2 protein-coding genes are annotated in these 17013 nt (G+C 76.7%); both read left to right on the top strand.

Annotated features, from left to right (window positions below; translation table 11 throughout):
• Nucleotides 1–26 precede the first annotated feature (26 nt).
• Nucleotides 27–10739: a type I polyketide synthase gene (locus ABZ117_RS32780; protein WP_356826181.1), complete on the top strand. Its 10713-nt coding sequence runs from the start codon at nucleotides 27–29 to the stop codon at nucleotides 10737–10739.
• 110 nt (nucleotides 10740–10849) lie between these two features.
• The coding region (locus ABZ117_RS32775) for a type I polyketide synthase (protein ID WP_356826179.1) at nucleotides 10850–17013 on the top strand (6164 nt) is incomplete at its 3' end.

Raw genomic sequence — 17013 nt, 5'->3', positions numbered from 1 at the left:
TGTCGGCCGAAAGTGGAGATGCGTGGATGAACGGGCCCGGACACGACTCAGCCCTGGCACGACGGCTCGCCACGGCCGTACCGTCCCAGCACCGCAGGCTGGTGACCGAACTGGTACGCCAAGCCGTGACCGAGGCGATCGGGACGGCCCGGCCGGGCACGCCGGCCGCACTCGACGCGGCCACCCCCTTCGCCGCGCAGGGACTCGACTCGCTCGCCGCGGTCGACCTGCACCGGCGGCTCACCGAGCGCACCGGCCTGGAGCTGCCGGTCGGCCTCGCCTACGACTGCCCGACCGTCCACGACCTGGCCGCCCGCCTGCTCGCCGAGGTCCACGGCCGGGCGGACACCCCCGGCGGACCCGCCGGTGACGCCGGTGACGCCACCGCCGACGAACCGGTCGCCGTCGTCGGCATCGGCTGCCGCTTCCCCGGCGGCATCGCCTCGCCCGCCGACCTGTGGCGGCTGCTCACCGAGGGCGGCGAGGTCCTCTCGGGCTTCCCGCGCGACCGCGGCTGGGACCTGGACGCCCTCTACGACGAGGACCCCGAGGTGCCCGGCAGCACCTACGTCCGCAGCGGCGGATTCCTCGACACCGCCACCGAGTTCGACGCCGACTTCTTCGGCATCAGCCCGCGCGAGGCCCTCGGCATGGACCCGCAGCAGCGGCTCGTCCTGGAGACCTCCTGGCAGGCCCTGGAGGACGCCGGCATCGACCCCACGGCGCTGCGCGGCACCCCGGCCGGCATGTTCTTCGGCGCCGAGATCCAGGAGTACGGGCCGCGCCTGCACGAAGCCCCGGACGGCCTCGACGCCTATCTGCTCGCCGGGAACGCCAACAGTGTCATCTCCGGCCGCGTCGCCTACGTGCTGGGCGCCGAGGGCCCCGCGGTCACCGTCGACACCGCCTGCTCCGGCTCCCTGGTCGCCGTCCACCTGGCGTGCCGTTCACTGCGGCAGGGCGAGTCCTCCCTCGCCCTGGCGGGCGGCGTGGCCGTCATGGGCGGCCCCGGCGTGTTCACCGCCTTCAGCCGGCAGCGGGGCCTCGCACCCGACGGGCGCTGTAAGGCGTTCGCCGCCGCCGCGGACGGCACCGGATTCGCCGAGGGCGTCGGCGTGCTCGTCCTGGAACGGCTGAGCGACGCCCGCCGCAACGGACACCGGGTGCTGGCCGTGGTGCGCGGCTCGGCCGTCAACCAGGACGGCGCCTCCAACGGCCTGACCGCACCCAACGGCACCGCCCAGCAGCGGCTGATCCACCGGGCACTCGCCGACGCCGGTCTCACCGCCGCCGACGTGGACATGGTCGAGGCCCACGGCACCGGCACCCGGCTCGGCGACCCCATCGAGGCCACCGCGCTGCTCGCCACCTACGGCCAGGACCGCCCCGCCGGCACCCCGCTGCTGCTCGGCTCCGTCAAGTCCAACCTCGGGCACACGCAGGCCGCCGCCGGCGCAGCCGGGCTGATCAAGACGATCCTCGCCATGGAGCACGGGCGGATACCGGCGACCCTCCACGTCGACGCGCCCACCCCGCACGTCAACTGGTCGTCGGGGGCCCTGGAACTCGTCACCGCGGAGCGTGCCTGGCCCGACACCGGCCGGGTCCGCCGGGCGGGCGTGTCGTCGTTCGGGGTCAGCGGCACCAACGCACACGTCATCCTCGAACAGCCGGAACCCGGGCCCGAGGAGTCCGGCCCGGACGGCCGCCCGGCCCCGCCCGCCGGGACACCGCTGCCGTTCGCCCTGTCCGCCCGGGGCGAGGCCGCCCTGCGCGCCCGCGCCGCCGACCTGCTGCCCCTGGTGGACGAGACCGACCCGCTCGACCTCGCCCACGCGCTGGCCACCACCCGCGCCGCCCTGCCCGACCGGGCCGTCCTCGTCGCCGCCGACCGCGCCGAACTGCGCGCCGCCCTCCACGACCTGGCCTCCGGGACCACACCGCTCACCGCGCGCGCCGACGGCGAACTCGGCTTCCTGTTCACCGGGCAGGGCAGCCAGCGCCCCGGCATGGGCCGCGAACTCGCCGCCGCCCACCCGGTGTTCGCCGCCGCCCTGGACGACGTCTGCGCCCACTTCGACCTCCAGCTCGCCCGGCCCCTCAAGGAGATCCTGTTCGCCGGGCCCGGCACCCCCGAGGCCGGGCTGCTGCACCGTACCGAGTACGCGCAGCCCGCCCTGTTCGCCGTGGAAGTCGCCCTGTACCGGCTCCTGGAGAGCTGGGGCCTCGCCCCGGACCAGCTCGCCGGGCACTCCGTCGGCGAGATCGCCGCCGCCCACGTGGCCGGGGTCCTCACCCTCCAGGACGCCACGATCCTGGTCGCCGCCCGCGGCCGGCTCATGCAGGCGCTGCCCGAGGGCGGCGCCATGGTCGCCGTACGCGCCGCCGAGGACGAGGTGACACCGCTGCTCACTCCGGGCACCGGCATCGCCGCGGTCAACGGGCCCGCCGCCGTCGTGATCTCCGGTGACACGGCCGGCGTGGAGCGGATCGCCGCCGAACTCGCCGCGCGCGGCCACGACACCAAGCGCCTCAGGGTCAGCCACGCCTTCCACTCGCCGCTGATGGAACCGATGCTGGCCGAGTTCCGCCGCGTCGCGCACGTCCTGGACTACGCCGAGCCGGCGCTGCCCGTCGTCTCCACCGTCACCGGCGGCCCCGTCACCGCCGAGCTCAGCGACCCCGAGTACTGGGTGGAACACGTCCGCGCCCGGGTCCGCTTCCACGACGCCGTCCGCGCGCTCGCCGACGCCGGGGTCCGCACGTTCCTGGAGGTCGGCCCGGACGCGGTGCTGTCCGCCATGGGCCCGGACTGCACCGACGTACCCGGCACCGCCTTCCTGCCGGTGCTGCGGCGCGAGCGGCCCGAGGCCCGCGAGGCCGTCACCGCGCTCGCCGCCGCCCATGCCCGGGGTGTCCCCGTCGACTGGCGGCGGCACTTCGCCGGCCCGGCCGCACGCCACGTCGACCTGCCCGGCTACCCCTTCCAGCGCCGCCGGTTCTGGCTGGAGCAGCGCCCCGCCACCGACGCGGCGTCCCTCGGCCAGCTCCCCGCAGGCCACCCGCTGCTCGCCGCCGTGGTCGCCGTCGGCGCCGAGGGCGTCGTACTCACCGGCCGGCTGTCCACCCGGACCCAGCCCTGGCTCGCCGACCACGTCATCGCGGGCCGGGTGCTGTTCCCCGGCACCGCCTTCGTCGAACTCGCCCTGCGCGCCGGCGACCACGTCGGCGCCACCACCCTGGAGGAGCTGACCCTCGGCGCCCCGCTCGTGCTGCGCGCCGACGAGGACATCGCCGTACAGGTGGCCGTCGGCGAACCCGACGACTCCGGACGCCGCGACGTCACCGTCCACACCCGCGCCGACGAGGCCGCACCCTGGACCCGGCACGCCGCCGGCGTCCTCACCACCACCGCCCCGCCCGCTCCGGCCGGCCTGACCGAATGGCCGCCGCGCGACGCCCGGCCCCTCGACACCACGCGCGTCTACCCGGACCTCGCCGACCAGGGCTACGGCTACGGACCCGCCTTCCAGGGGCTGCGCGCCGCCTGGCGGCACGGCGACGACGTCTACGCCGAGGTCGCCCTGCCCGAGGACACCGCCGCCGACGCCGGCGCGTTCGGCCTGCACCCGGCGCTGCTCGACGCCGCGCTGCACGCCGCCGACCTCGACGCCCCGCCCCGCTCCGAGGTGCTGGTGCCGTTCGCCTGGACCGGCGTCACCCTGCACGCCACCGGCGCGTCCGCCCTCCGCGTGAAGATCACCCACGGCGGCGGCGACACCATCGCCCTGCGCCTCGCCGACGCCACCGGCGCCCCGGTGGCCGCCGTCGACGCCCTGACCTCCCGCCCCGTACCGGCGGGTGACGCCCTGTACGCCGTGCGGTGGTCGCCGCACCCCCGGCCGGCGACCACCGCACCCCTGCGCACCGCCGTGCTCACGGACTCCGTCGAGGCGCTGCTCGACGGCCCCGCCCCGGACGCCGTCGTGCACCGCGTCCCCGGCCCGGCGGGCGCCGACGCCACCGAGGCACGCGCCCACGTCCACGACGTCCTGCGGCTGCTGCGCACCTGGCAGGCGGACGAGCGCCTGGCCGGCACCCGGCTCGTCGTCGTCACCCGGCCCGCCTGCCCCGCCCACGCCGCCGTCCGCGGCCTGGTCCGCTCCGCGCAGGCCGAGAACCCCGGCCGCTACGTCCTCGTCGAGCACGAGACGCTGCCCTCCGAGGCCGTTCTGCGTCAGCTCCTCGCCACCGGCGAACCCGAACTCTCCCTCGCCGAAGGCGGGTTCAGCGTGCCCCGGCTGACCTCGCGGCCCCCGGGTGAAGAACCCGCCGCCGACTGGGGCACCGCCCTCGTCACCGGCGGCACCGGCGGCCTCGGCGCGCTCCTCGCCCGGCACCTGGTCCGGGCCCACGGCGTGCGCCGCCTGGTGCTCGCCGGCCGCCGCGGCACCGCCCCCGCGCTGCACGCCGAACTCACCGCCCTCGGCGCCGAGGTGACCACCGCCGCCTGCGACGTGGGTGACCGCGAGGCGCTGCGCCGCCTGCTGGAACAACACCCCGTCGACTCCGTCGTCCACGCGGCGGGCACCGTCCGCGACGGCATCGTGGACACCCTCACCGACGAGATGGTGGACGAGGTCTTCCACGCCAAGGCGCTGGGCGCCTGGCACCTGCACGAGCTGACCCGGGACCGCGACCTCGCCCACTTCGTGCTGTTCTCCTCCCTCGCCGCCGTCCTCGACGGCCCCGGCCAGGGCAACTACGCCGCCGCCAACGCCTACCTCGACGCCCTCGCCGAGCACCGCGCCGCCCTCGGCCTGCCCGCCACCTCCCTCGCCTGGGGCCTGTGGGCCACCGACAGCGGCATGGGCGCCGCTCTGGACGACACCGCCCGGCAGCGCGTCGCGGCCTACGGCCTCCCCGGACTGTCCGCCGCACGCTCCCTGGAGCTGTTCGACGCCGCCGTCCGCTCCCGCGCCCCCCACCTGGTGCCCGTGGAGATCGACGCGGCCGCCGTACGCCGCCGCCCCGACGGCGTACCGCCGCTGCTGAGCGCCCTCGTCCGCCCGGTCACCCGCCGGACCACGGCGAACGCCGCCCCCGCCCGGGCCGCGGAGGGACAACTCGCCGCGCTGCCCGCCGCCGACCGCGACCGCGCCCTGCTCGACCTGGTGCGCACCGAGGTGGCAGCCGTGCTCCGGCACGACGGGCCGTCCGCCGTCGACCCCGGCCGGGCCTTCACCGACCTCGGCTTCGACTCGCTCGCCGCCGTCGAACTGCGCAACCGGCTGGGCACCGCCACCGGGCTGCGGCTGCCCGCCACCCTCGTCTTCGACCACCCCACCTCCCACGCCCTCGCCGGCCACATCCGCGACACCCTCTTCGGCACCGGCCCGAGGGACACCCCCGCCGTCCCGGCCCGCACCGCCCCCGACGACGACCCGATCGCCATCGTCGGCATGAGCTGCCGCTACCCCGGCGAGGTCCGCTCCCCGGAGGACCTGTGGCGGCTCGTCGCCGACGGCGTCGACGCGGTCGGCGGCTTCCCGGCGGACCGCGGCTGGGACACCGAGGCGCTCTACGACCCCGAACCGGGCACCCCCGGCCGCACCTACACCCGCGAAGGCGCCTTCCTCTACGACGCGGCCGAGTTCGACCCCGGCTTCTTCGGCATCGGCCCGCGCGAGGCCGTCGCCATGGACCCGCAGCAGCGGCTCCTGCTGGAGGTGTCCTGGGAGGCGCTGGAGCGCTCCGCCATCGACCCGCACCGCCTGCGCGGCTCCCGCACCGGAGTGTTCGCGGGCGTCATGTACCACGACTACGGCACCTGGCTCGCCGAGGTACCCGACGACCTCGCCGCCTACCTCGGCAACGGCACCCTCGGCAGCGTCGTCTCCGGCCGGGTCGCCTACGCCCTCGGCCTGGAGGGGCCGGCCGTCACCGTCGACACCGCCTGCTCCTCCTCACTGGTCACCCTGCACCTGGCAGCGCAGGCGCTGCGCCAGGGGGAGTGCGACCTCGCCCTGGCCGGCGGCGTCACCGTCATGTCGACACCGGACACCTTCGTCGACTTCGCCCGGCAGCGCGGGCTGGCCGCCGACGGCCGCTGCAAGTCCTTCGCCGCCGCCGCCGACGGCACCGGCTGGGGCGAGGGCGCCGGCGTCCTCGTCGTCGAACGCCTCTCCGACGCGCGCCGCAACGGCCACCGGGTGCTGGCCCTGCTCCGCGGCTCGGCCGTCAACCAGGACGGCGCCTCCAACGGCCTGACCGCCCCCAACGGCCCCTCCCAGCAGCGCGTCATCCGCGCCGCGCTCGCCACCGCCGGGCTCACCCCGGCCGACGTGGACGCCGTCGAGGCGCACGGCACCGGCACCACCCTCGGCGACCCGATCGAGGCCCAGGCGCTGCTCGCCACCTACGGCCAGGACCGCGCCGAGCCGCTGTGGCTGGGCTCGGTCAAGTCCAACATGGGGCACACCCAGGCCGCCGCCGGTGTGGCCGGCGTCATCAAGATGGTCATGGCGATGCGCCACGGCGTGCTGCCGAAGACCCTGCACGTCGACGCGCCGTCCCACCAGGTGGACTGGAGCGCCGGCGCCGTGGAAGTGCTCACCGAGCGACGCCCGTGGCCCGAGACCGGCCGGGCCCGGCGGGCCGGTGTCTCCTCGTTCGGCATCAGCGGCACCAACGCCCACGTCATCCTGGAGGAGTTCACCGAACCCGCACCCCCGCGGCCGGACCCCGCCACCGCCCCGCCGGTGCTCGCCCTCCCGGTCTCCGCCCGCTCGCCCGAGGCCCTGCGCGGCCAGGCCCGGCGCCTGCTGGAGCTGACCGGCACCGCCTGCGCCGATCTCGGCCTGGCCCTGGCCACCACCCGCGGCACCCACCCCCACCGCGCCGTGCTCCTCGCGGCCGGTGACGACCAGGCCACCGCGGCGCTGACCGCCCTGGCCCACGGCACCGAGGCCCCCGGGCTCCTTGTCACCGGCTCCGCCACCGACGGCACCCTCGCCTACCTGTTCTCCGGCCAGGGCGCCCAGCGCCCCGGCATGGGCCGCGACTGGTACGACGCCTTCCCCGTCTACGCCGAGCACTTCGACCGCGCCGCCGCGCTCTTCGACAAGCACCTCGAACGACCCCTCGCCGAGGTGGTCCTCGGTGACGACGGCGAGACCCTGGAGCAGACCGCCTACACGCAGGCCGCCCTGTTCACCACCCAGGTCGCCCTCTACCGGCTGCTGGAGTCCTTCGGGCTGCGCCCCGGCTCGCTGGCCGGGCACTCCGTCGGCGAGTTCGCCGCCGCGCACGTCGCCGGGGTCTGGTCGCTCCAGGACGCCGTCACCGCGGTCGCCGCCCGGGGCCGGCTCATGCAGGCCCTGCCGGAGGGCGGCGCGATGGTCGCCGTGCAGGCATCGCCGGAGGAGGTCACCGCGCTGCTGGACGGCGAGCGCTGCGGCATAGCCGCCGTCAACGGCCCCCGCGCCGTGGTCGTCTCCGGCGACGAGGACGCCGTCACCGAGGTCGCCGCGCACTTCACGACCACCCGCAGGCTGCGCGTCTCGCACGCCTTCCACTCGCCCCGCATGGACCCCATGCTGGCCGCGTTCCGGGAGGTCATGGCCGGCCTCCGGGCGGCCGAGCCGACCGTGCCCCTCGTCTCCACCCTCACCGGCGCCCCGGCCACCGCCGCCGAACTCGGCTCCGCCGACTACTGGGTAGGGCACGTGCGGCAGACGGTGCGCTTCGCCGACGCGGTCGCGACGCTCGCCGCGCAGGGCGCCGGCACCTTCCTCGAACTCGGCGCCGCGCCCGTGCTCACCGCGCTGGGCCCCGACTGCCTGCCGGACACCGGCGCCTCCGGGGACACCGCCTTCGTCGCCACCGCCCGCAAGGACACCGCCCAGCTGCCCGGCCTGCTCGCCGCCCTGGCCACCGTCCACACCCGGGGCTTCGACGTCGACTGGGCGGTGCTGTACGAGACCTACGCCGGACGCCGGGTCGACCTGCCCACCTACGCCTTCGAGCACCGCAGGTACTGGCTCCCCACGCCCGCCGTCGCCGTCGGCGACGCCGCCGGACACGGACTCGCCGCCGCCGGCCACCCGCTGGTCAGCGCCCGCCTGGACCTGCCCGGCGACGCCGGTGTGCTGCTCACCGGCCGGATCTCCACCGCCACCCACCCGGTCCTCGCCGAACACGCCGTGCTCGGCACGGTCCTGGTGCCCGGCGCCGCGCTCGTCGACCTCGCGCTGCACGCCGGCCGCCTCACCGGCCGCCCCGTCCTCCAGGAGCTGACCCTCCAGGCCCCGCTGGCGCTGCCCGCGGACACCGCCGTACACCTCCAGGTCGCCGCCGGCGCCGACGGCACCGTCGAGATCCACTCGCGCGCCGAGGCCGCCCCCGCCGACGAGGGCTGGACCCGGCACGCCACCGGCACCCTCACCGGACCCGCCGCCCCGCCCCCGGCCGCCTCCGGCGCCTGGCCGCCGCCCGGCGCCACCCCGCTCGACGTCACCGGCCTCTACCCGCGCCTGCACACCGAGGGCTACGACTACGGCCCCGTCTTCCGCGGCGTCCGGGCGGCCTGGCGGGACGGCGGCACGCTCCTCGCCGAACTCGAACTGCCCGCACCCGCACGACAGGACGCCGCCCGGCACGCCCTGCACCCCGCGCTGCTGGACTCCGCCCTGCACGTCACGTCCCTCCTGGACAGCGGGGAGGCGCCCGCCGAACCGTCCGACGGCATCGCCCTGCCCTTCGCCTGGACGGGCGTCACCCTGCACGCCCCGGCGTCCCTCACCGCCCGCGTCCGCGTCACCCCGGGCCCCGACGGCACCCGCCTCGAACTGGCGGACACCGACGGCCGGCCCCTCGCCACCGTGGAGTCGTACGTCACCCGGCCGGTCACCGCGGACCGGCTCACCCCGGAGCGGCGCCGTCACCTGTACGCCGTCACCGACACACCGCTGCCCGCGGCCGCCGGCCGCCCCGACCGCCGCAGCTGGGCCGTCCTCGGCGACGACGACCTGGGCCTCGGCGTCCCGGTGCACGCCGCCCTGGACACCCTCGGCACCCCCGTGCCCGACGTGGTGATCCTGCCGGTCACCGCCCCGCCCGCCGACGGCGTACACCTGCCCGGCGCCGTGCGCACCGCCCTCGGCCGCATCCTGGACCCCCTGAAGGCATGGACGGCCGACGACCGGTACGCCGGCTCGGTCCTCGTGGTGCTCACCGGCGGCGGCCTCGCCGACACCGCGGTGCACGGACTGGTCCGGGCCGCGCAGGCCGAGGACCCCGGCCGGATCCTCCTCCTCGCACGGGCCACGCCCGGCGCACCCGTACCCGACCGCGCCGCGCTGGCCGCGCTTCTCGACTCCCGGGAGCCGGAGATCCGCTGGCGCGACGGCCGCGCCCACGCCCCCCGCCTGGTCCGCGCCGAGGCATCCCCGGGCACGGACCGACCGTGGGGCACCGTCCTCGTCACCGGCGGCACCGGCGGGCTCGGCGCCCTGGTCGCCCGCCACCTGGCCGCCCGGCACGGCGTCACCCGCCTGCTGCTGACCAGCCGTCGCGGCCCCGGGGCGCCCGGCGCCGCCGCACTGCGCGCCGGCCTGGCGGACCTGGGCGCCGAGGCCGACATCGTCGCCTGCGACGTGTCCGACCGTGCCGCGCTCGCCGCGCTGCTCACCGCGCACCCCGTCGACAGCGTCGTCCACACCGCCGGCGTCCTCGACGACGGCCTGGTCACCTCGCTCACCCCGGCCCGGCTGGACACCGTGCTGCGGCCCAAGGCGGACGCCGCCTGGCACCTGCACGAACTCACCCGGGACCGGGACCTCGCGCACTTCGTGCTGTTCTCCTCGGCCGCCGGCACCCTCGACGCCTCCGGCCAGGGCAACTACGCCGCCGCCAACGTCTTCCTCGACGCGCTGGCCGCCCACCGCGCCGCCCTGGGCCTGCCCGCCACCTCCCTGGCCTGGGGCCTGTGGTCCGGCGGCGGCATGGGCGCCGCACTCGACACGGCCGAGGTCCAGCGCATCGAACGCACCGGCATCGGCGCGCTCGACCCGGACGAGGGCCTGGAGCTGTTCGACGCCGCCGTCGCCTCCGGCAGCCCCGCCCTGGTCCCCGTACGGCTGGACACCGCCGCCCTGCGCCGGCGCGGCGGCGACGTGCCGGCCGTGCTGCGCACCCTGGCCGGCGTCACCGCCCGCCCGGACCACGACGACCACGCCCGCACCCTCGGCGAACAGCTGGCCGGACTGCCCGTCGCCGACCACGAACACACCGTGCTGGAAGCGGTCCGCACCGAGGCCGCCGCCGTCCTCGGGCACGCCGGACCCGCCGCCGTCGAACCGCGCCGCGCCTTCACCGAGCTGGGCTTCGACTCGCTCGCCGCGGTGGAACTGCGCAACCGGCTGAACACGGTCAGCGGACTGCGCCTGCCGTCCACGCTCATCTTCGACTACGCCACCCCCGTCGCGCTCGCCGGCCACCTCCTCGAACGGCTGCGACCGGACCCCGAGCCCGTCGCCGCCGCGTCCGGTGACGACGAACTGCGCGCCGTCCTCGCCCGCATCCCCGTCGCCCGCATCCGGGAAGCCGGCCTGCTCGACGGCCTGCTGAAGCTGTCCGAGCCCGACGCGGACCCGGCACCCGCCGACCGGGCCCTGGACATCAAGTCCATGGCCGTGGCCGACCTGGTGCGCGCCGCGCTCGACCGCAGCGGCACATGACCTCATCCGGTGCCGGACGACGCGCCGCGTCCGGCACCGGGCCACCCCCGCCCGGCGCACCCTCCACCGCGTCACCAGCGCCGCCGAGCCAGCAGGGAGCGACACCGACCGTGGACACATCCGTCGAGCAGATCGTCGAGGCGCTGCGCGAGTCATTGCTCGAGAACGAGCGGCTGCGCCAGCGACACGACCAGGTCACCGAGGCGGCGCGGGAGCCCGTCGCGATCGTCGCCATGAGCTGCCGCTACCCCGGCGGCGTCAGCACGCCCGAGCAGCTGTGGCAGCTGGTCGACACCGGCACGGACGCCGTGGGCGACTTCCCCGCCGACCGCGGCTGGGACGTCGACGGCATCTACGACCCCGACCCCGACGCCCCCGGCCGCACCCACGTCCGCGAAGGCGGGTTCCTGTACGACGCCACCGAGTTCGACCCCGGCTTCTTCGGCATCAGCCCGCGCGAGGCCATCGCCATGGACCCGCAGCAGCGGCTGCTGCTGGAGACCGCCTGGGAGGCGTTCGAACGCGCCGGCATCGACCCGCACACCCTCAAGGGCAGCCGCACCGGCATCTACGCGGGCGTCATGTACCACGACTACGGCAGCTGGCTCACCGAGGTCCCCGAGGGCGTCGAGGGCTACCTGGGCAACGGCAACCTGGGCAGTGTCGCCTCCGGCCGCGTCTCCTACATCCTCGGCCTGGAGGGGCCCGCCGTCACCGTCGACACCGCCTGCTCCTCCTCGCTCGTCGCCCTCCACCTCGCCGTGCAGGCCCTGCGCACCGGCGAGTGCGGCCTGGCCCTCGCCGGCGGCGTGACGGTGATGTCCACCCCCGACACCTTCATCGACTTCTCCCGCCAGCGCGGTCTCGCCCTGGACGGCCGCTGCAAGTCCTTCGCCCAGGGCGCGGACGGCACCGGCTGGGGCGAGGGCGCCGGCCTGCTCCTGCTGGAACGGCTCAGCGACGCCCGGCGCAACGGCCACCCCGTGCTGGCCGTGGTGCGCGGCTCGGCCGTCAACCAGGACGGCGCCTCCAACGGTCTGACCGCCCCGAACGGCCCCTCCCAGCAGCGTGTCATCCGCGCCGCCCTCGCCAACGCCCGCCTGGAACCCCGCCAGGTGCACGCCGTCGAGGCGCACGGCACCGGCACCCCGCTCGGCGACCCGATCGAGGCGCAGGCCCTGCTCGCCACCTACGGCCAGGACCGCGCCGAGCCGCTGTGGCTGGGCTCGGTGAAGTCCAACATCGGGCACACCCAGGCCGCCGCCGGCGTCGCGGGCGTCATCAAGATGGTGATGGCCCTGCGGCACGGCCGGCTGCCGAGGACCCTGCACGCCGAACAGCCCACCTCCCAGGTCGACTGGGAGGCCGGCGCCGTCGAACTCCTCACCGAGGCCCGCGACTGGCCCTCCGACGGCGAGCCCCGCCGCGCCGCCGTCTCCTCCTTCGGCATCAGCGGCACCAACGCCCACGTCATCGTGGAGGCCGCCCCCGAGACCGAGCCCCGCACGACGGAGCCCTCCTGGACCGGCCCGCTGCCGCTGGTGCTGTCCGGCAACGGCACCCGGGGCCTCGCCGCCCAGGCCCGCCGCCTCCTCGACCACCTCACCACCGGCGCCGGCCCCCTCCCCGACATCGCCCACACGCTCGCCACCGGACGCGCCGCACTGGCCGAACGGGCCGTCGTCACCGGCGCCGACCTGCCCGCACTCACCGCGGGCCTCACCGCCCTCGCCGAGGGCGACGGCACCGCGCCGAACGTGGTGCGCGGCCGGCCGGCCGGCCGGTCCCGCATCGCCTTCGTCTTCCCCGGCCAGGGCTCCCAGTGGCCCGGCATGGCCGCCGGCCTGCTCGACACCTCACCGGTGTTCGCCGCGCGCATGGCCGACTGCGCCGCGGCCCTCGCGCCCGTCACCGACTGGGACCTCATCGAGACCGTACGGGCGCGGCAGCCGCTGGAGCGGGTGGACGTCGTCCAGCCCGTGCTGTGGGCGATCATGGTGTCGCTCGCCGAGGTGTGGCGCGCGCACGGGGTCCGGCCCGCCGCCGTCATCGGCCACTCCCAGGGCGAGATCGCCGCCGCCTGCGTCGCCGGCGCCCTCTCCCTCGCCGACGGCGCCCGCGTCGTGGCCCTGCGCAGCCAGGCCATCGCCCGGGAACTCTCCGGCCGCGGCGGCATGATGTCGGTGGCCCTGCCCGAGGCCCGGGTGCGCGGCCTCGTCGCCCGCTACGAGGGCCGGATCTCGGTGGCCGCCGTCAACGGTGCCTCCTCCGTGGTGCTGTCCGGCGACGCCGACGCCCTGGACGAACTCCGCGAGACGATCGTGGCCGGCGGCGACCGCGCCAAGCGGCTCCCGGTGGACTACGCCTCGCACAGCGCCCACGTGGAGTCGATCCGGGAGCGGCTGCTCGCCGACCTGGCGGACGTCCGGGCCCGGTCCGCCGAGGTGCCGTTCTACTCCACCGTCACCGGCGCCCGGCTCGACACCACCGGCCTGGACGCCGGCTACTGGTACACCAACCTGCGGCAGAGCGTGCTGTTCGAACCGGCCACGCGGACCCTGCTGGACGCCGGGTACGGGGTGTTCGTCGAGTGCAGCCCGCACCCCGTGCTGCTGCACAGCATCGAGGAGACCGCCGACGCCGCCGGCGCCGACATCACCGGCCTGGGCTCCCTGCACCGCGACGACGGCGGCCCCGAACGCCTGCTGACCGCGCTCGGCGAGGCCTTCGTGGCCGGCGTCCCCGTGGACTGGTCGCCCGTCTTCGGCGACCTGCCGGTCCGCGCCGCCGACCTGCCCACCTACGCCTTCCAGCGCGAGCGGTACTGGCTCGGCCGGTCCGCCACCACCGGTGACGTCACCGCCGCCGGCCTTGAGACCACCGGCCACCCGCTGCTGGGCGCCGCCGTCCCGGTCGCCGAGGGCGGCACCGTGTTCACCGGCCGGCTGTCCACCGCCACCGCGCCCTGGCTGGCCGACCACGCCGTGTCCGGCACCCCCCTGCTGCCCGGCACCGCCCTGGTGGAGCTGGCGCTCGGCGCCGGTCACGACCTCGGCTGCGCGCACCTCGCCGAACTCACCCTCCAGGCACCGCTGATGCTGCCCGACCGGGGCGCGACCCAGCTCCAGCTGCACGTGGCCGCCCCCGACGACACCGGACACCGCGCGCTGAGCGTCCACTCCCGCCCCGAGGGCACCGACGACACCGCCTGGACCCGGCACGCCACCGGCCTGCTCGCCCCACGGACCACCGCGCCCTCCTTCGACCTCACCGCCTGGCCGCCCGCGGGCGCGGAGCCGGTACCGACCGAGGACGCCTACGACCGGCTGGCCGCCCTCGGCTACGACTACGGGCCCGCCTTCCAGGGGCTGCGCGCGGTCTGGCGGCGCGGCGACGAGACCTTCGCCGAGGTCGAACTGCCCGTGGACGCCGACGGCTTCGCCCTGCACCCGGCCCTGTTCGACGCCGCCCTGCACGCCGACGGCCTCCTCACCGACGGCCAGGACACCGCCCGGCTGCCGTTCTCCTGGGCCGGGGTCTCGCTGTACGCGGCCGGCGCCACCGCCCTGCGGGTCCGGCTGCACGGCGGCGAGACGCTGTCCCTCCAGCTGGCCGACCCCACGGGCGCCCCGGTCGCCGAGGTGGAGGCCCTGGTCTCCCGGCCCGTCGACCCGGCCGCGCTCACCTCCACGGCCCCCGTGGACGACCTCTACCGCCTGGACTGGCCCGCCCTGCCCGTGCCCGCCACGCCCGCACCGGAGTACGCCGTGCTGGGCGAAGGGGGCCCGGCCGCACTGGACGCGGTGCCCGACTGGGCGGTGCTGACGGCCGGCGGCCACGACGACCCGGTCACCGGCGTCCACCGGGCCACCGAGCGGGTGCTGGCCGCCGTACATGACTGGCTCGCGGACGAACGCACCGCCTCCGCACGCCTGGTGGTGCTCACCCGGGGCGCCGTGGCCGTGGGGGAGGAGGACGTCACCGATCTGGCGGGCGCCGCCGTATGGGGCCTGGTGCGGGCCGCGCAGGGCGAGCACCCCGGCCGGTTCGTGCTGGTGGACGGCGGTGACGCCGCCGCCGCGGTGGCCGCCGCGGCGGCCGGCGGCGAACCCCAGCTCGCCCTGCGCGACGGCACCGCGCACGTCCCCCGGCTCGCCCGCACCGCACCGCCGGGCCGGTTCCCGCGGCTCGACCCCGAGGGCACCGTACTCGTCACCGGCGGCACCGGCGTCCTCGGCGCCGTGGTCGCCCGGCACCTGGTCGCCGAGCACGGCGTGCGCCGCCTGGTGCTGGCCGGGCGCAGCGGCACCGCCGCCGACGACTTCGCCGGCCTGGACGCGGAGATCGTCGTGGCCCGCTGCGACGCCGCCGACCGCGGCCGGCTCGCCGCTCTCCTCGCCGGGATACCGCCCGAGCACCCGCTGACCGCGGTCGTCCACCTCGCCGGCGTCCTGGACGACGGCCTGCTGACCGACCAGACGCCCGAGCGGCTGGCCGCCGTGCTGCGGCCCAAGGCCGACGCCGCCTGGCATCTGCACGAGCTGACGCGCGACCTCGGTCTCGCCGCGTTCGTCCTGTTCTCCTCCGCCGCCGGCACGGTCGACGGCGCGGGCCAGTCCGGCTACGCCGCCGCCAACGCCTTCCTCGACGCGCTGGCCGCCCACCGCAGGCACCACGGCCTGCCCGCGCACTCGCTGGCCTGGGGCTTCTGGGAGCAGCGCACCGGGCTGACCGCCCACCTCACCGACGCCGACGTGGCCCGCATGGCCCGCGCGGGCGTCCGCCCCCTGTCCACCGAGGCGGGCCTGCGCCTGCTCGACGCCGCCCTGGCCACCGACGAGGCGCTGCTGCTCCCGATCGGCCTGGACCTGGCCGTCCTGCGCCGCGCCCCGGACGTCCCGGCCGTGCTGCGCGCCCTGGTGCCCGCCCGGGCCCGCCGTACCGCGGCCTCCCGCACGGACTCCGCGTCGTTCGCCGACCGGCTCGCCGCCCTGGGCCCCGCCGAACGCGACGCGGCCCTGCTGGAACTGGTCCGCACCCAGGTCGCCGCCGTGCTCGGCCACGGCAGCGACATGACGCTCGACCCGCGCCGCTCCTTCCGCGAGGTGGGCTTCGACTCGCTGACCGCCGTGGAACTGCGCAACCGCCTGGGCACCGCGGTCGGCCTGCGCCTGCCCGCCACCCTGGTCTTCGACCACCCCGACGCGGGCGCGCTCGTGGGACACCTGAGGACGGAACTGTTCGGCGCGCAGGCCGAGACCGCCGCCGAAGTCCCCGTGCGGGAACGGGAAGCGGACGAGCCGGTCGCCATCGTCGCCATGGCCTGCCGCTACCCCGGCGGCGTCAGCACCCCCGAGGAGCTGTGGCGGCTGCTGGCCGACGGCGGCGACGGCATCGGCGCCTTCCCCGCCGACCGCGGCTGGGACCTGGACGGCCTGTACGACCCGGAGCCGGGCAAGTCCGGCCACTCCTCCACCCGGTCGGGCGGATTCCTGTACGACGCCGCCGACTTCGACCCGGACTTCTTCGGCATCGGCCCGCGCGAGGCCCTGGCCATGGACCCGCAGCAGCGGCTGCTGCTGGAGACGTCCTGGGAGGCGCTGGAGCGGGCCGGCATCGACCCGCACTCCGTGCGCGGCACCCGTACCGGCGTGTTCGCGGGCGTCATGTACCACGACTACGGCAGCCGCCTGCACCGCGTCCCCGAGTCCGTGCGCGACCACCTCGGCAACGGCAGCCTCGGCAGTGTGGCCTCCGGCCGGGTCGCCTACACCCTCGGTCTGGAGGGCCCGACGCTCACCGTCGACACGGCGTGCTCGTCGTCCCTGGTGGCGCTGCACCTGGCCGCGCAGGCGCTGAGGCAGGGCGAGTGCACCCTCGCGCTGGCCGGCGGGGTGTCCGTGATGTCGACCGTCGACACGTTCGTGGACTTCAGCAGGCAGCGCAACCTCGCCGCCGACGGTCACGCCAAGTCCTTCGCCGACGCGGCGGACGGCACGGCTCTGTCCGAGGGCGCCGGCATGCTCGTCCTGGAGCGGTTGTCGGACGCGCGGCGCCTTGGTCATGAGGTGCTGGCGGTGGTGCGGGGTTCGGCGGTGAACCAGGACGGGGCGTCCAACGGGCTGACGGCGCCGAACGGTCCGTCGCAGCAGCGGGTGATCCGTCAGGCGCTGGCGTCGGCCCGCCTCACCACCGCGGATGTGGATGTGGTGGAGGCGCACGGGACGGGGACGACGCTGGGTGATCCGATCGAGGCGCAGGCGTTGCTGGCCAC

It is taken from the genome of Streptomyces sp. NPDC006309, assembly GCF_040613095.1.
Classification (GTDB): Bacteria; Actinomycetota; Actinomycetes; order Streptomycetales; family Streptomycetaceae; genus Streptomyces.
The sequence above is the reverse complement of the archived record's forward strand: the minus strand, read 5'-3'. Positions and strand labels throughout refer to the sequence as shown.

Excerpts from the sequence above, each read along its gene's own strand:
- ABZ117_RS32780 (WP_356826181.1), top strand. The coding sequence starts at position 27 with ATGAACGGGCCCGGACACGACTCAGCCCTGGCACGACGGCTCGCCACG.